We start from the raw sequence: 16,126 nt of genomic DNA, 5'->3' as shown, positions 1-16,126 counted from the left end.
AAAATCCCTATTAGGGATTTAAGCAAATCGAATAACTTCTTCTATGTGGGTTAAATGGGAAGTATCTCCCGTTAATTCTAATAACCATTTTGGTTCCTGGCGTACCACTTTTACAAGGGAACATAAAGAAGCTTTAACTTCTGTTTTGGCAATTTCCCCCACTAGCCCCATTGCTGCCCCCAACACAGATGCGCCATGTGCTACTAGCAGGATATCCTCTGGGAAGAACTCAGTAGCTAAACATCTGGCAGTTTGCCCAGAACGTTCTCGCACTTTTTCGTGAGTTTCAGGAAATTTAGCGGCGATGCGCGAAGTATAGCTGGTGTCAATTCTGGGGAATAGCTGCGCTAATGCTGGAGTTGAGAGTCTTTCGGGTTCTTCTGTCATCCAAACTGGATTTAGCCATTCACTCAAACCTGTTTCCAATTTAATCGGTAAATTCAGAAGTTCTGCAATTGCGTTTGCCGTTTGTACGGTTCGCAGGAAGGGAGAAGCGAAAATATGGCCAATATTTTCTCTTTTCAATCGTTTAGCTAACTGTTGTGCCTGCACCATACCATCCTCAGACAAGTGTGGATCGTAGCGTCGTTCGGCGGTGAGAAACCAATCAGGGTTTACGAAGTCGATGCGGTTAGCGTGTCTTGCTATCCAGACTATTTGACTCATGGGTTTAATTATTCCAGTGCATAGAATTAATTTGCCGGTAAACAAATACAGACATCTGCAAGGAGGGCTACAAATATTAATATATTATGACAAAAATCGTAATAATATTTAATAATATAAATGATTAGGAAAAGTTATCGATGGCATCAGTGTAGTTTTACTTAAAGTCTTTTTAGCCAAATCTCTAAAGCAATATCGACTAGTTCATTCAAAGTTTTTCGAGATTTAATAGCATTTTGATACTCTTGATGTCGTTTTTTGTCCTCGTTGATGTATTCCGTTTCACTCACTTGCTTACTACCTATTTTGTAGCTTATACCTTCTGAATGACTCCATAATATTTTCATTTCAACTCCCCTTTGACGCTGTTTTTCAGTTTTGGTAATTGCTTTTGTACGAATTCCTTTTGGTATATGGCCTTGAATTAAGGTATAATTTTCCCAATCTGTCCAAATTTTCATTCTCCCAATTCTTTTACTATCAGAAGATAAAGGCAACCATAGAAATATCACTGGTTGTCCCTTGCTATCGGAACAAATTTCAGCACAAAAAAAACTTGTTGATTTTCCATATTTAATACTTCCAGGGACAGAAATTTCTTGCATACGTCTATCAAATATAAGAATTTTATGCCGGATATTTATTAACTGTTCTTGTTGCTGATGATTACAAAAACTAAAAATTTTATGAAGTGCTTTTGGTTGCTCAGGAAGATCCTCAATAGAAATGTTGTTTTCTTGGTAATGAATTTCTAACTCTGAAACTTTTTGATTATCGATATCTCTTAAATGTAGATAAAATCTTTCATCATATGTCAAAATTTCAAACCTGATAAATTTAATTGACAGATGGTTGTACTTTCTATCTGTAAAATTATCTCGATGAAAATTAGGTTTAATTGCTATCAAGCTAATATCTTGTCCATAATCTACCTCTTCTTGGAAGGGCTTATTTTCAAGTAAAGCTTCATAATATCGAGTTAGTTGCTGAATAATATATCTGTCTTCACCATTTTTCAATTCCAGCACTACTAACTGTTTCTTCTCATTCAATGCTAAAATATCGCAAATCTGACCTTTAACATAATATTGTCGCTTTAGAGGAATTAATCCGAAAAGTTCCTTTAAATTCACCCAGACAAAATCTTCTAAATCAGCTTCAGTCGCAAATTTCCAACTATTACCCGTTTTTATTAAATTCACGAAATCCATTATCTCACTCTAACTTCAGTAAATTACTACCTTTAGTATTCCCAAAGCTAGATATAAATCTTTATATATATTTACAACTTCAACCATCCAAATAGTTGCCCTACAGTTAACTGAAAGCCGCTAACTAAATCGGGAACTGGTAATATTTCTTGTTCTTCTTGTAAAAGTTCTGGTTGCTGCTTTGGTGGATAGACTAAAACAGAACGATCGCCTGGATCAATCAGCCAACCTAAACGACTACCATGTTTTAGACAATGTAGAATATTTCCGGTTACTTTAGTCTGGCTTTGATCTGGCGAAAGAATCTCAATTGTCCAGTCTGGATGTGTCTTAAAAACATTTGCCACATCCCCACGTTCATCTATGGGAATCCGTTCCCAAGCAAACACAGCTACATCAGGGACAATTGATCGTCCGCCAAATGTACAGCGTAGTTCTGGAAATGCAAGGGCAATTTTTCGACTTTCAACGACTTCATTGATAGCACTAAGTAGCTCACCTCGTAATATGCTATGCTTTCCTTGAGGCATTGGCTTTTGAATAATTTGACCATTGATGTATTCTGAGCTAGGCTTTGTTTCTGGTATCTTCAAAAACTCTTCTAAAATTAGGGGTTTAGTTGATGATTTTACCATGTGTTTGTACCTCGCAAAATTTTAATTTAATTAATTACCCTAAATAAGCCTTTTTAACTCGCTCATCACTAATTAATTCTGATGCTGCACCTGTTAAAGTTATAGAACCAGCTTCTAAAACATAACCGCGATCGGCAATTTGTAGCGCCAGATTAGCGTTTTGTTCAACTAACAGAATAGTCACCCCTGTAGCCCGGAGATTTTCAATAATTGAGAAGATTTCCCGAACGATCGCAGGTGCTAAACCTAAGCTAGGCTCATCTAAAAGTAACAGTTGTGGTTTACTCATTACAGCCCGCGCGATCGCTAACATTTGTTGTTCACCACCACTGAGGGTTCCTGCTAGTTGATTGCGTCTTTGTGACAAGCGTGGAAATAGCTCAAATTGGCGCTGAATATCTGCTTTTATCTCTGCTTGATTGGAGCGAATATAAGCACCCAAAAGTAAGTTATCAAACACTGTTTGCCGCGCTAATACTCTGCGTCCTTCAGGACAATGGGCAATACCAAGTTTTACAACCTCGTGAGTTTGGCGGCGGGTAATATTATGTCCATTATAGATAATTACGCCACTCTTAGGATTAACTACTTTAGATATGGCGCGGAGTGTAGTAGTTTTTCCAGCACCATTGGCACCAATTAGAGTAACTACCTCACCTTTTTGAATAATTAAATTAATCTTTTTCAGAGCTTGGATACCGCCATAATTAACATCAAGTCCCTGAAGTTCTAGAATTGTATAATTTGGTTTACTATCGGCGTTCATTGGCGGTTTACATCCATAAATCTTGAATGTTGATTCAAAACCTAACATACATCAATCATTCGTTTCCTAAAACAGTGCGATGCCGGATAGCCCGTTGTAGATATTGCTTCAACTTAAAAACCAACGCCAGAATACTGTAATCTTTTGTGGTAGACCATTAATTACTGATAAGGATATCAAGCATCCTGTGGCAAAAGCAGCAGATATTGGTAGCAAACGACTAATTAATTTAGCTCCCGATGCATGGGTACAATGGGTGACACAGCGTCCTGAAGTCGTAGCGAAAGAAATTATTGGCTCTGAATTTCACTGGATTAGCCGCGAAACAGATGTTTTGGTGAAGGCATACAGCACTACTCACGGGGATTTTCTGGTACTTAACGAGTTACAGTTGCGTTACACAGCCCATATACCTCTACGCATAAGAGCTTATGCAGCCCTAGCACAAGAGCGCTACGGACTGCCAACCTACCCAGTACTCGTTAACATCTTACCGCCCCCATCCACCGTAACTATTGTCAGTAGTTACGAGCAGGAATTTTTAGGATTACGTGCCATCCAAGATTATCGCGTGATTAATTTGTGGGAAATCGATGCGGAAATAGTGTTTCAGCAACCACTCCCATCATTGTTACCCTTTGTGCCAATCCTGCGAGGAGGGGGAGAGGTATCAGTTGTGCAACGCGCATTACAGGCGCTACGAGCAGATGTAGAGTTGAACCAGCTAGAATCGTTGCTGGCATTTTTTGCTAGCTTTGTGTTAGACACGCCTTTAGTGCAACAAATCATGAGGTGGGATATGGCAGTATTGCGAGAATCGCCTTGGTATCAAGAAATTGAGCAAAGAGGTATTCAGCTAGGTCTTCAGTTGGGTACGCGACAGCAGTTAATCCGAGTATTGCGACGACGCTTTGGCGAAATTCCCCATGAAGTGGAAGCAAGACTTGAGGGCGAGAGTGTGGAAAAATTAGAAAATTTAATGGATAGCGCGATGGCTGTGAGTTCTTTAGAAGAATTTATCACAATTATATCTGCCTAAATTATTCAAATTTTCCAGGTAATTGGATATGGGATACCTCCAACAGTTAATGCCACAAATCACGGAAATTAATGATATAGAGCGTTTGAAGATAATTTTACGGAACCTTGTAACAGTAAATAGTATTGAGGAACTACAACAGGTTTTGTAATTTAAGCAGATAGTTAGATATCATTCATTTCCCAAATATGCTTCAATTACAGCCGGGTCATTTCTGACAACTGCTGGTTCACCCAATGCGATTAATTGACCAAAATCTAAAACGGCAATGCGATCGCACAAACCCATAACTAAGGGTACATGGTGTTCAATGAGGATGATCGTCAAATTGAAGCGATCGCGCAGGCTGCGAATAAATGCACTCAATTGCTGCTTTTCGTTGGGGTTCATCCCCGCCGCCGGTTCGTCGAGAAGTAAGATTTGCGGTTTTAATGCTAAAGCGCGGGCAATTTCTAACCGACGCTGATCGCCGTAAGCAAAGTTTTTGGCTTTTTCGTCAGCGCGATCGCTCAATCCCACCAAATCTAATAAATCTAAAGCTTTTTGCTTAGTTTTCAATTCTTCACTAGGCGCTGGTGGTAATCCTAAAACTCCTGTAATCATATTACTTTTAGTATGTAAATGTCGGGCAATTATCACATTTTCTAACGCCGATAATTCCCCAAACAAGCGGATATTTTGGAAGGTACGGGCGATACCTAAAGCAGCAATTTGATGAGGACGCAGCTGGAAAATTTCTGCACCTTGATAAATTAATTGACCGCTAGAAGGTGGAATGAAAGCAGTAATCAAATTAAACAGTGTTGTTTTGCCAGCACCATTAGGGCCAATCAGTCCAAAAATCTCATGTTTATTTACACTAAAAGATACATTATTTACCGCCACTAGACCACCAAAGCGGCGAGTTAATGCTCTTGCTTCTAAAACAATACTGCTATTGGTTGCTGGAATATTGTATGACATTTTTGCATATTATTATGAATAGTTCACTTTGGAGTTTTGCGTCTTGGGAAAATCTCTGGAGTAATTAGCCCTTGAGGGAAAAAGATTGTACCTATTACTATTAGTAAGCCAAAAATAATTAATCTACCATCGCGCAAAAATTGCGCTAACCAATTAGGTAAACCACCAGTATCAGCAAGACTTCGCAGAATTTCTGGTAAGGCTGTAAATACCATACCTCCCACTACCGGCCCTAAAAACGTTCTCGAACCACCAATCAAAACAAAAGTTAAATATATAATACTGGCATCAAAAGTACCTTGACGAGCATTCCAGGTATTAAGGAAGTGGGCGCTAATTGCACCTACAACCCCTGCAAGTATAGCCCCTAGTGTAAACGCCAAAACTTTGTAATAAGTGGGATCAATTCCCATTGCACCCGCAGCTAATTCATCTTCACGGATAGCGATAAAAGCCCTTCCTACGCGGATGCGTTCTAAACGATAAAGCAGCACCATACTAATTAATAGTAAAGGTAAAGCAATCCATAAATATTCAATTTGTGTTTGGAAAGGTTGAGGAATGCCAAAAATCCCGACAGCACCGCCTGTAATATCTAGATTGAGGGAGATGACGCGCAGAACTTCCACAAAAGCGATAGTAGCGATCGCTAAATAAATTCCTCGTAATCGTAACGCTGGAATTCCCACTATTATACCCAGCAAACCAGAAATTATACCTGCAATTAACATCTCCAAGAACAACAATGGCAGGGGATATAAACTACTACTAGATGTTAAAACTTTTGTGGATAAAATTGCTGCAATATACCCACCTAAAGCATAAAATCCTGGACTAGCTAAAGATAATTGTCCTGTCATTAGCGGTAAGTAAAGGGATAACCCTAGTAGCGCTCCTAATACCATAGAGACAATTAGAGAACCGTAAGTAGCAAAAAAATCAGCCATTTTAAAACATTTTGATTAAGCTTAATCAGACTATCGCTTTTCTTGACTATTAAGCTGTTAATATTTGCTCTGCTGTCAGCGCCAGTTCAGGAAAAGTTCGTGACACAATCCGTTCTGAACCTCTAAACTGTGTGCGTTGATATTTTACCTCAGCATCTAATAAAAAAACAAATACAGTTGGAACTTTTGGATTTCCTAAATACTCTCTTAGCCCGATTGCTAAATAATCGACAATCCAATATTCTGTAATACCTAAGCGTTGATATTCATCTAATTTATCGATGTAGTCATCTTCCCAATTAGTTGATGTCACCTCTATAGCTAATTGGATGGGTTCTTCAAGTGCAGAATAAGTAGAGCGATTTGAGCGCCATGTATCTTTATCTATGACACTTACATCAGGCTTGCGCCCTTGCTCTATGCCATTGGCAGTTATAGTTTTAAAGACTGCTGTGTTTTTTACTACATAATTTAGATTTAAACGTTTAATTTCATCTTTGAAAGAGTCAGCCGTAAAGTCAGCGACATCATCATGATTTCTGGTTGCACGCACTTCTACAATTTCTCCTTCCACAAGTTCATATAAACCTTCCTCTGGGCACTGTTCCAAAAATTGATCAAAAGTTAATTTTGGTTTGGTGTATGTTTTCATGGCGCTACGTCTCCTTATCCTTAAACTTTCTGAATAAACCGCCGCCCTAGCAAACCTTGGGGTCTAACTAATAGCATGATAAACAAAATTCCAAAAGCTACTGCGTCTTTATATCCAGAGTATTCGGCGGGTACAAATGCCTCTACTAATCCAATTACTAAGCCTCCCAGCACTGCACCGGGAATACTACCTAAACCACCTAAGACAATTACCGCTAAACCTCGCAATCCAAAAGCAATACCGAAATATGGTCCTGCAATACTAACACTAGATGCGACTAAAGTTCCTGCTAATCCTGCTAGAAAACTGCTGATGAAGAATGTTAAAATGATAAAGCGATCGCTATTAATTCCTAACAAACTCGCTGTGGTTGGATCTTCTGCGATCGCCTGCATTGCCTTACCATATTTAGTTCGATTGATAAAATAGGTAAGAATTGACACAATCACAACAGATACAGTAAAAATTACCACCTGAACGCTACGAATTGGAATTGGGTTTTCTAGACTACCAAAGTTAATCGCAGGTGGCAAATTACCGTAAGTATTTGCGGGATATGTGTAACTTTCTGCGCCTACTAAATACTGAATTAAATTCACAATTACCACTGCTACCCCTAAGCTAGAAACAACAGTTAGTAAAGGGTCAGATCCTTGACGCCGCAAAGGTTGAAAAGCAATGCGTTCCATTACTACCCCTACTAATCCCGCTAAGGTACTTCCTAAAATTAAGGCTATAGCAAAAGGTAATTTTATCGGCAAGGCTGCATTAGCCAACAAGCCGTTAAATCCAAAGTTACCACCCATAAGTGCATAAGTGAAATATGCACCCAAGGTAAAAATCGCGCCATGAGCTAAATTAATGATGCCCAAAATAGAATAAACCAAGGTATATCCTAAGGCAAAAATTGCATAGACGCTGCCGATGGATAACCCATTTAATAATTGCTGCAAAAACTGATTGATATTCATCTAGCAACTATTTTATAAATGTGAATTTACCTTGACTTCCATCTTTTGCCATCTTGATTTGGGCTACATAAAAATCTTTTTGCACAACTTCACCTATAGGAGTAAAACTAATTTCGCCCAATGGTGTATTGTATGTTCCGGCAAGTATTTGTTTGTTTAATTCTGTCCGCAATTCTGCTAGCTGTAATTTGTTGACTTTGTTCTTTTTATCTAAAGCTTGGAGTGCTTCGACATAAACCTGCACTGCTGCAAAAGCTTGGGCGCTAAATTGAGGTGGCTCTTTCTTGTATTCGTCATTATAGACTTTACGAAATGCCGCGTTAATTTCACCTGGATGTTCTGGACTGTAGGCTTGAGCAATCAACACGCCATCGCAAAGTGCTTTACAAACTGGCAATATATTCGATGTATTTAGACCATTTCCACCGACAATTAAGCCTTTATAACCTAGTTCTCGCAATTGTCGGATTAAATTACCACCATCAGCAGCCAAACCAGAAATAATCACCAAATCTGGTTTGAGATTAATCGCATTGGTAGCTTGGCTTTGAAAATCTGTATCACTGGTTTGGAATTTTTGTAGTGTTACCAATTCCAGCCCTTGATCCTTAACTGTTTGCTGAAAAATTTCCGTTTCTGATTTGCTATATGAATCATTTTGAGCATAAAAAACTGCGACTTTTTTAAGTTGGGGGTTCAGCTTAAGTGCAGCTTTCACCGAATTAGGCGCAACGATGGAAACTGGTGCAGAAACACGAGCAACATAATCACCAATTTCGGGAATGTTTTTAGCAGTATTCGATGGCCCAATAATTGGTACTTTTGCACGATCGGCAATGGGGTCAGCACTAAAAGCTTGCTGTGATAAAGTTGGCCCCACTATCCCAACAACTTTATCTTTGTTAATTAAAGTTTGAAAAGCGTTAATTGTCCCGGCTTCATCTCCGCTAGTATCTTGAAACACCAATTTAATTGGAGTCCCGTTGACACCACCTTTACTATTGAAATATTTCTCGGCGAGTTTGACTCCAGCAACTTGTTCTTGACCTAGTAATGCCACGTTGCTAGTTTGAGCAACGGCAATACCGATGGGAATAGCAACCGACGATGTACCCGTTGTCGCTGGAGTATCAGTTGCAGTGTTATTTGTGGTACTATTTGGACTATTATTTGTAGAAGTCACAGTCTTAGTGCCACCACCACAGCCTGTTAGTAGCAAAGCGCAAGTTGATAATAATGCTGTTGTCCGAGCGATCGCGTTGTTCATCGTTAAATAATCATGTAGTTATTAGATATTCAGCAAAAGCTAGTAGTAAAGTTCATAATCTGCAAACCAAATAACGCAGATTTACACTCTTGCACGAATTCTATTAAATCATTCTTATTGCACCATGCAAAGACAAATATTCAAAGTGTTTAGAAATACAAATTATTATAATTAGTAATGATTTTATCATTCCCCGCTTATATTTGGGAATCGCTTTGTCAGTTCAGTTGAGTACTAAGTAAGCACTTTTAAGCCTTTTCTTTACTATCAGCTAATTTCTTCGGTTCATAATGACGGCAACCGTTACATGGACCATCGGGATTGACAGCACAGCGAATGTAACCAGATCGGGCATTAAATTTGCAGCTGATATCGCCAATTAGATAACCCACCCCTTCTAAATAATAGCGATCGCCTTCAACCGATCTGACGTTTTGCCCTCCCTGCACCGATGAAAAATTCATGGCTGCTTGTCTGAGCCGTAAGCGCGATCGCAAATAGGTTTTGTGGATTACCCAGAGGGAAATCAGGGACGGTAAAAAACCAACGGCAATCACTAAAAGTGTCTTTAACACCTTCTTTTTACCTCTTCTGTGCGCTGATTGATTGTCCCTGATGTTGCACTCTGGTTTTACCGGAGTGCAAATCTTAGGGCAGCTTTGCCTATTTGCCACCAATTGTGGCTGCAATTAGCAATGGCAGTGTGGTATCTATAGCAATTTTGAGGAAGAATTTCCTTCTGCCACTTCAATCAGCATAACTGTTACAACCTCAAGGGTGATCTGCCGTTGAATGTTGATAATTTTAAGATTTATTGACTAATACCTTTTTGAACAAGCATTTGGTGTCAGCCTTGGCTCCACTCTTGTTTTTTTTGTGTCGCTGCAATGCTAATCTTTTTTTGGTTTGCTGACGAAGTTGCTCTGCTAGCAGTGCGGCTTCCCTTTCGGCTCGGAATAAATCAACTTTTCGCGTCGTTAAAATAAATGATTCGTCTGGCTTTCGTTTCACCCAAGGGACGCTAACTGCAAAATACTGACAAATATGTTTGCATTTTAGAAGTGGGTAACGTTTTTGAGTATTAAGTGTGTTAGCGATCGCTTTTAACTCTAATATTGCTGCTTCTAACTCACCCGCCATCTGATTGATACGTTTGACTTGCGCTATCAAACGCTCCGGCTCACTAATAATTTTTTTCTCTTGGGGTTGCAGTGGCACTATCGCAGTAGTTACAGATGTTGGCTGCAACAGCAAAATAGGCTTTTTGTCCGTGTCTGGAATTTTTTTCATACCACCTCAAGCAAGGCTAGCTGACTTGTAAGGCATTTTAGCAGCAAAATAGTATATTTGTACTAAATAAAAATATATTAAACAAGAATTCAGAATCAATACTTCAGTAGATCGAAAACTTTTGGAATTTCACGAATTAATAAGGGTTTCAGGCGATGCTTTTGGGCTGACAAAAGCGTTCGTTTGCGATCGCAAGAGAGTCCATTTACAAGAGAGTGACTCGAAAAGCCCATTCTAATGGGATTCCAGCGAATGGTGTACACTCGCTAAAATCAAAGGTTGGTAAGGCTTCTGGAAAAGTTTTCGATCTACTGACTGTCACAATATTTAGAGAATATAATTTGTATTTTATTCAATCGCATTGATGAATTTGATTGGCTGGAAACGTGCGTTCATCAAACTGTCACAATCTTGGTCAAATATTTTGAGTATAATTCCATACTTTAACTAGATAAAACCTCGTCGTTTCAAGCTTTCTTTTTCCTCTACTAATTTACAAATATCTTTTACTATGAACAGCGCTTATATCAACAGTATCGGTAAATTTTTACCTGGTAAACCGATTAGCAACGATCAGATAGAAGACTATCTGGGTAAAATAGGCGGACAGGCTTCTAAAGCTAGACATCGCATCCTCAAAAGTAATGGTATTCAACAACGTTACTATGCCCTTGACCGACAGCAGAACACTACCTATCTTAATAGCCAGATGGCTGCTAATGCTGTGCGTGATGCACTCTTGAAGATGAATTTAGAACCGACTGCGGTTGATTTGTTAGCTTGTGCTACTAGCTGGTCTGATTTATTGGTACCCGGATTTGGCAGTATGGTACATGGCGAATTACCAGAGTTTTCTTCTTTAGAAATTACTTCAAATCAAGGCGTTTGTTGTGCTGGTATCGCTGCATTGAAGTATGCAGCATCTCAAGTCGAATTGGGAAAAAAGCAGGTTGCTGTTGCCGTAGCATCCGAACTAGCGTCTCGTTTATTTAAACACACTCACTTTGAAGCCCAATCTCGATTTAAAGATGGAGGAGAAAAATTACCTTTTGATACTGAATTTCTTCGCTGGATGCTCTCAGATGGTGCTGGTTCGTTCTTAATTCAAAATCAGCCGAGAACTGATAATATTAGTTTAAAAATTGAGTGGATTGAACTAGTTTCTCATGCTAATGCTTATCCTTTATGCATGTATGCTGGTACAGAAGATGAAACTGGTCAAAAAAGTTGGATGGATTATCCATCCTATGCTGATGCTGCTGCTACTGGATCTATTAATTTGCGGCAAAATATCCGCGGAATAGATGATGTGATCAAATTGGGAGTTGAAGGTTGGTTGAAGTTGATTGAGTCCCGAAGAGTTGAACCAAAGGAAATTGATTGGCTTTTGTGCCACTACTCCTCTCACTTCTTTCGAGGAAAAATAGTTGAGCTTTTAGAAAAAGCTGATTGTATGATTCCGCAAGAGAAATGGTTTACCAATCTCTATACACGGGGTAATACTGGCTGTGCCTCAATTTACCTGATGTTAGAAGAGTTATTTTATTCGGGTAAGTTGCGCTCAGGTCAAAAAATCTTCTGCTTTGTACCAGAGAGCGGACGCTACACAACGGCTTACATGATGCTGAGTGTAGTAAAAGCATCAACAGTTGCCTTCAGCAGTTTAACAGAACAATATGACTCTTTGCAGGAAAGTAATTCAACGGAGGAAATTAACTTCTTGCACCCTAACTCACTCTCCCTAAAGCAACAAAGGGAAGAAAATATTCAATTTGCATCTGTTAATTTTTCACAGGGTAGCATTCAAGCAGAACAACCAAACTCGGTTGCATCTGATTTACTGCGTCAATTAGCACAAGTCTGGTTAGAGTTTGAACACCAGTTGCGTTCTGTGCCGATTGTTCGCAAATTGCATCGGGGTGCATTTACTCTGCAAGACTACAAAGCTTTGTTACGTAATCTGCGTCCTCAAGTTGTAGAGGGAGCGCGTTGGATAGCTCGTGCTGCATCGAATATGACAGATTTTAAATTGCGTTCTACCTTTATTGGTCATGCACAAGATGAGCATCGTGACTATCAGATGTTAGAACGCAACTATGTGTCAGTTGGGGGTGCGTTAGAAGAAATTGTTGAGGCTCAAAAAAATATTGGCTCGGAAGCGCTATCAGCGTTTATTTTCCATCAGGCATCACGGGAAAACCCAGTTGACCTGATTGGCAGTATGTTCATTATTGAAGGTTTAGGAAATCAGTTAGCTGCACAGTGGGCTTCCCTAATTCAGAAAACTTTGGGTTTGCGAGATGACCAAGTTTCTTTTTTAGCTTATCACGGTGCTAACGATCAATCCCATATTAACAAACTACAGTCAATTATTAATGCTGACTGGATGACTGCTGAAATCTGCTCTAGAATTGTTAAAACAAGTAAAGTCACTGCTCGTTTATATCAATTACAACTTGAGGAAATTAAGTAATGAAAGAAATATTATCCTCACAAATTCTCCAGTCAAAGCAACTACCAGAAGTCCAGGAATCCCAAAACCCTAAAACTTGGACATCACAACTACATAATCGACGTGATCCCAACGTTTGGGATGCTCTTTACTTGGATGCAGCGATTCCTGTTGACCCACTTGCAAAAGCTTGCATGATTCGGGACTTACAAGTTTGGACTCGCCGCTATCTGTTAATTCCTATTAAGCTGCTAGCAAATGTGCTGTTGGCACTGATTATCACTGTCAAGCGCTTGCTGCCATTTCAGTTTAATGCACATGGTTTGATGCACAAATCTGCTGCATTTTTCCTCAAGCATTTTGTCTCACCAGAAGCTTGTTATTTGATTGTACGTCACATCTGTCTTGGGTCTAGCATTATCAATTTCCTGATTGATAACGGACCTGATCCAATGATAGAAAAATCTCAACTTTACCCACGTACAGTTGATGACTTAGCTAAAAAAAATGCCTTTTTAGAGCATGACCTGATTCTTTATAACTTTATCCTTGACTATCACCAGGCGCAATTAGCAAATCCCCAATGGTTGGAAGAACTCAAACAACGAGAACTAAATTACGATAGCATTACGCCTGTAAAAATAGATATAGATTTTGACACCCGTTCTCCTTGGAAGATTCTTGACTTGGAATCAACAATTGAACTTTTTAAAATATTTTACTCCCTGTGTTTAACTAGTGATGAATTTACACGAGCAGTACTATCACTACAGTTTGATGAAAATTTTGCCGTCTACATTAGTACAATTATTGATGATTATAACTGGAATCATCTAGTTACAAATCGCCATCCTTTAGCACCAAACAGTCCTTTTAAAGCTGCCCGTGATTTATTCATGCATGGGATTATTACTGAATATCTTCATCGCTATCTTGAAATTCTTCATTCTGTAGAAACCTTGGAAAAAAGCAAGAGTTAGTAAGGCATCTATCCCCCTTCCTATCTTAATGATTATTATTCTTTCTTGGTGGATATTTTAATTTCTGCAAGTCCCTTAAGGTGTAGACACAAGTCATCGAATTACCCAAAACAAAAACCTCACCCTGTCCTAATAGACATCCCTCTCCTTAATAAGGAGAGGGACAGGTTTTGCGTAGCAGAACCAGGGTGAGGTTTCTTTGGGCTATTCGATAAATTGTAAATTGTGTTAAGAGAGACTTCTGTTTACACAGTAGCTCCCTGTGGGGTAGAGGTTTGGAAGGGGGTTCTAAGAATAAATTGCATATTGCGTTACAGTTTCTAACAAAACTTACGCAAACAATAGCTGAAAAGAAAGATTTTTAGGTAGGGGCAATTCATGAATTATCCCTAGAGCGTGTACTTTTGTGTAAGTCCTATCTAAAAACAAAGGTGATCTAAATTCTTGCCGAAACAACCAAAGACAAGGGTGTGCTTGGCTGCTAGGCAAGTTGTCACAATTTCAGCAACCATCACTACGGATGGAGAAGCCATCGTTAGGAAAATGACGGTTTCGTTCTTAAAATCCAAATTTTCCCCTTAAAATCCAAATTTCTGCATTAAAGCCACGATTTTTTCCTTAAAATCACGACTTTTTTCTTAAAATCACGACTTTTTTCTTAAAGTCACGATTTTTTTCTTAAAATCATGATTTTTTTCTTAAATAGAACTTATGCATTGAGAGAGAATACCAAATATGAGTGATGCAAAAAACCGGAACAGACCTAACCCCCTTCCTGCTTCGGGAAGGGGAAAAATTCAAAGCCTCTCTCCTTTTAGGAGAGAGGTCAAAATTGTACTTTACGCTTGTCGAGAACCGCTATATTCACGCCAATTTACTTATTTACCATCAAAGTAATTTTAGTTTGCAGTTTTTCTCGTAATTTTTGCGCCTGTTGATAGATTGCTACACGCCCTTTACCGGAGTGAGTTTTAAACTCTACTTGTTCCAAAGGCTGAATAAAGTACCGCAGACGAGTTCTCATTGCCCAAATTCCCATTGAGGGAAACAGAATTAAGACAAGCATTAAAGGTGAGAAAGGCAAGAATGGTAATTTGACTAGTCGTTGCAATTTGGGGAAATTAACAGTCCAAGGATGTAAAGATTCACTACCGATGCAAACTACTGGGAGAATGGGAGTTTGATAGCGATCGCTCAACTTAATAAAACTTACATCAAACTTTTCTAGTTGATAGCGTTTTTTCCAACCTTTCAGAGGGCCGCGGATACCTTCGGGTGCATATAAGAGAATTTTACCTTGAGCGTTTGCCGTAGGCGTTGGCGCTGCGATCGCTGTCTCAAAATCATCTAATTCGGCACGCACACCACCTAAAACCTGCGACCATTTAGGTGGTAGCCACCAAATCACCCAAGGATGCTCAAATAATATTGGACTTGCCACGGGTTGGACTTTCCATTCTCTAGCTTTACTTAATAAATAACCCAAGGTCAAAAAATCCCAAGGAAAACACATCCCGGCGTGATTCATTGCCACAATCAATGATCCTGTTGGCGGCAAGTTTTCGACTTGTTGCAATTCTCCCCGAAAATAGTATTTAACGATGGGGCCGAGAACTTCTTCCCTAAAAGCTTGTTGATATTTGGGATCAAATTCACCAACTTCTTTTCGGGGTAAACGAAAACCAAGACGCAACCAGCGACTCAGCAGCGCCAGATAAAATCCGCCTGGAATTAAAAATAATCCATATTCTGGCCAATTCCAACCATCTGGATCGGTTTGATAGTGCTGCCAATGGCGGTTAAATAAAATTAGCCAGCCTGGAGGATACCAAAGACAAAACCAATCAAACCAGCTAAATGTATAGCCTTTGCTTGGTGCATTTTCCAGTTGAGTGTTTAAGAGGTTTTCGGAGTGTTGATTAATCAAAATAGTGATATAAATTAGGCAAAAATTTTATTTAAATCTGATTGTAGCTTTACAGCTTTACCATTGGCATCTTACCTGAGAAGTAAAATTAGTTACATATTACTTTAATAAACATTTCAAATAGTCTTGTCAGAATTAGCAATAATTTGGAACCACTTATAAATGCAAAGTATTAGATAAAACTTATATAGGACTCCTACTTGATTTTTGAACAAAATTAGGTATTGTAGGGTGTGTTAGAACGAAGTTCGTAACGCACCATTATCAAGGGTTTGGTGCCGTACTCTCCTTGCTAACACAACGCCAGTTGCTACAACGGATGGAACCTCCCTTCGGGTTCGGGGGTTCGCAATCGACGCC

General features: G+C 39.2%; 16 protein-coding genes. 4 read left to right on the top strand and 12 right to left on the bottom strand.

Features of this window, described 5'->3' with window-relative positions:
- Positions 1–18: 18 nt before the first annotated feature.
- The 4 genes from V7K31_RS12805 to V7K31_RS12790 all read right to left on the bottom strand — a co-directional run bounded on the left by V7K31_RS12805 (position 19) and on the right by V7K31_RS12790 (position 3,278).
- Positions 19–666, bottom strand: coding sequence for a histidine phosphatase family protein (locus tag V7K31_RS12805; RefSeq protein ID WP_335094713.1), 648 nt, complete (start codon positions 664–666; stop codon positions 19–21).
- Positions 667–827: 161 nt separating this feature from the next.
- Positions 828–1,877: an endonuclease NucS domain-containing protein gene (locus V7K31_RS12800; protein ID WP_335094712.1), complete on the bottom strand. Its 1,050-nt coding sequence runs from the start codon at positions 1,875–1,877 to the stop codon at positions 828–830.
- A 71-nt stretch (positions 1,878–1,948) separates the two neighbouring features.
- On the bottom strand, positions 1,949–2,512 hold the full coding sequence (locus V7K31_RS12795) for a Uma2 family endonuclease (protein WP_335094711.1): 564 nt from the start codon (positions 2,510–2,512) through the stop codon (positions 1,949–1,951).
- A 34-nt stretch (positions 2,513–2,546) separates the two neighbouring features.
- Entirely contained in the window at positions 2,547–3,278 is a 732-nt protein-coding gene (locus V7K31_RS12790; protein WP_335094710.1) for an ABC transporter ATP-binding protein, read from the bottom strand.
- Positions 3,279–3,465: 187 nt separating this feature from the next.
- On the opposite strand from V7K31_RS12790, the gene V7K31_RS12785 reads away from it, so the two are divergent.
- Together V7K31_RS12785 and V7K31_RS12780 are read left to right on the top strand one after the other, a co-directional pair.
- On the top strand, positions 3,466–4,317 hold the full coding sequence (locus tag V7K31_RS12785) for an Rpn family recombination-promoting nuclease/putative transposase (protein ID WP_335094751.1): 852 nt from the start codon (positions 3,466–3,468) through the stop codon (positions 4,315–4,317).
- Between the two features lie 28 nt (positions 4,318–4,345).
- Positions 4,346–4,468, top strand: coding sequence for a hypothetical protein (locus V7K31_RS12780; protein ID WP_335094709.1), 123 nt, complete (start codon positions 4,346–4,348; stop codon positions 4,466–4,468).
- Between the two features lie 20 nt (positions 4,469–4,488).
- Here V7K31_RS12780 and V7K31_RS12775 read toward each other — a convergent pair whose 3' ends face one another.
- The 7 genes from V7K31_RS12775 to V7K31_RS12745 form a co-directional block, all read right to left on the bottom strand.
- Positions 4,489–5,280 carry an ABC transporter ATP-binding protein gene (locus tag V7K31_RS12775; protein ID WP_335094708.1) on the bottom strand — a complete coding sequence of 264 codons (792 nt, stop codon included), beginning with the start codon at positions 5,278–5,280 and terminating at the stop codon, positions 4,489–4,491.
- Between the two features lie 23 nt (positions 5,281–5,303).
- Positions 5,304–6,227 (bottom strand): branched-chain amino acid ABC transporter permease, encoded by a 924-nt coding sequence (locus V7K31_RS12770; protein WP_335094707.1) that lies wholly within the window; start codon positions 6,225–6,227, stop codon positions 5,304–5,306.
- A gap of 49 nt (positions 6,228–6,276) precedes the next feature.
- Entirely contained in the window at positions 6,277–6,879 is a 603-nt protein-coding gene (locus V7K31_RS12765; RefSeq protein ID WP_335094706.1) for a Uma2 family endonuclease, read from the bottom strand.
- Between the two features lie 20 nt (positions 6,880–6,899).
- Positions 6,900–7,850 (bottom strand): branched-chain amino acid ABC transporter permease, encoded by a 951-nt coding sequence (locus tag V7K31_RS12760; protein ID WP_335094705.1) that lies wholly within the window; start codon positions 7,848–7,850, stop codon positions 6,900–6,902.
- A 7-nt stretch (positions 7,851–7,857) separates the two neighbouring features.
- On the bottom strand, positions 7,858–9,117 hold the full coding sequence (locus V7K31_RS12755; RefSeq protein ID WP_335094704.1) for an ABC transporter substrate-binding protein: 1,260 nt from the start codon (positions 9,115–9,117) through the stop codon (positions 7,858–7,860).
- Positions 9,118–9,365: 248 nt separating this feature from the next.
- Positions 9,366–9,692, bottom strand: coding sequence for a DUF6464 family protein (locus V7K31_RS12750; RefSeq protein ID WP_335094703.1), 327 nt, complete (start codon positions 9,690–9,692; stop codon positions 9,366–9,368).
- Between the two features lie 229 nt (positions 9,693–9,921).
- Complete coding sequence (locus tag V7K31_RS12745) at positions 9,922–10,407, bottom strand: hypothetical protein (protein WP_335094702.1); 486 nt, start codon at positions 10,405–10,407, stop codon at positions 9,922–9,924.
- 511 nt (positions 10,408–10,918) lie between these two features.
- Here V7K31_RS12745 and V7K31_RS12740 point away from each other — a divergent pair.
- Positions 10,919–12,880 (top strand): beta-ketoacyl-ACP synthase III, encoded by a 1,962-nt coding sequence (locus V7K31_RS12740; protein WP_335094701.1) that lies wholly within the window; start codon positions 10,919–10,921, stop codon positions 12,878–12,880.
- On the top strand, positions 12,880–13,839 hold the full coding sequence (locus V7K31_RS12735; RefSeq protein WP_335094700.1) for a DUF6999 family protein: 960 nt from the start codon (positions 12,880–12,882) through the stop codon (positions 13,837–13,839). Before V7K31_RS12740 ends, V7K31_RS12735 begins: the two co-directional genes overlap by 1 nt.
- Before the next feature lie 874 nt (positions 13,840–14,713).
- Here the strand turns inward: V7K31_RS12735 and V7K31_RS12730 are convergent.
- Entirely contained in the window at positions 14,714–15,766 is a 1,053-nt protein-coding gene (locus V7K31_RS12730) for a 1-acyl-sn-glycerol-3-phosphate acyltransferase (RefSeq protein WP_335094699.1), read from the bottom strand.
- Positions 15,767–16,126: the final 360 nt, after the last annotated feature.

It is taken from the genome of Nostoc sp., assembly GCF_036917675.1.
Classification (GTDB): domain Bacteria; phylum Cyanobacteriota; class Cyanobacteriia; order Cyanobacteriales; family Nostocaceae; genus Nostoc.
The sequence above is the reverse complement of the archived record's forward strand: the minus strand, read 5'-3'. Positions and strand labels throughout refer to the sequence as shown.

Bases quoted from the DNA above. Each gene is read 5' to 3' on its own strand.
- V7K31_RS12765 (WP_335094706.1), bottom strand. From the start codon at position 6,879: ATGAAAACATACACCAAACCAAAATTAACTTTTGATCAATTTTTGGAA.
- V7K31_RS12770 (WP_335094707.1), bottom strand. From the start codon at position 6,227: ATGGCTGATTTTTTTGCTACTTACGGTTCTCTAATTGTCTCTATGGTA.
- V7K31_RS12780 (WP_335094709.1), top strand. From the start codon at position 4,346: ATGGGATACCTCCAACAGTTAATGCCACAAATCACGGAAATTAATGAT.
- V7K31_RS12805 (WP_335094713.1), bottom strand. From the start codon at position 666: ATGAGTCAAATAGTCTGGATAGCAAGACACGCTAACCGCATCGACTTC.
- V7K31_RS12775 (WP_335094708.1), bottom strand. From the start codon at position 5,280: ATGTCATACAATATTCCAGCAACCAATAGCAGTATTGTTTTAGAAGCA.
- V7K31_RS12755 (WP_335094704.1), bottom strand. From the start codon at position 9,117: ATGAACAACGCGATCGCTCGGACAACAGCATTATTATCAACTTGCGCT.
- V7K31_RS12735 (WP_335094700.1), top strand. From the start codon at position 12,880: ATGAAAGAAATATTATCCTCACAAATTCTCCAGTCAAAGCAACTACCA.
- V7K31_RS12800 (WP_335094712.1), bottom strand. From the start codon at position 1,877: ATGGATTTCGTGAATTTAATAAAAACGGGTAATAGTTGGAAATTTGCG.
- V7K31_RS12745 (WP_335094702.1), bottom strand. From the start codon at position 10,407: ATGAAAAAAATTCCAGACACGGACAAAAAGCCTATTTTGCTGTTGCAG.
- V7K31_RS12795 (WP_335094711.1), bottom strand. From the start codon at position 2,512: ATGGTAAAATCATCAACTAAACCCCTAATTTTAGAAGAGTTTTTGAAG.
- V7K31_RS12790 (WP_335094710.1), bottom strand. From the start codon at position 3,278: ATGAACGCCGATAGTAAACCAAATTATACAATTCTAGAACTTCAGGGA.
- V7K31_RS12760 (WP_335094705.1), bottom strand. From the start codon at position 7,850: ATGAATATCAATCAGTTTTTGCAGCAATTATTAAATGGGTTATCCATC.
- V7K31_RS12740 (WP_335094701.1), top strand. From the start codon at position 10,919: ATGAACAGCGCTTATATCAACAGTATCGGTAAATTTTTACCTGGTAAA.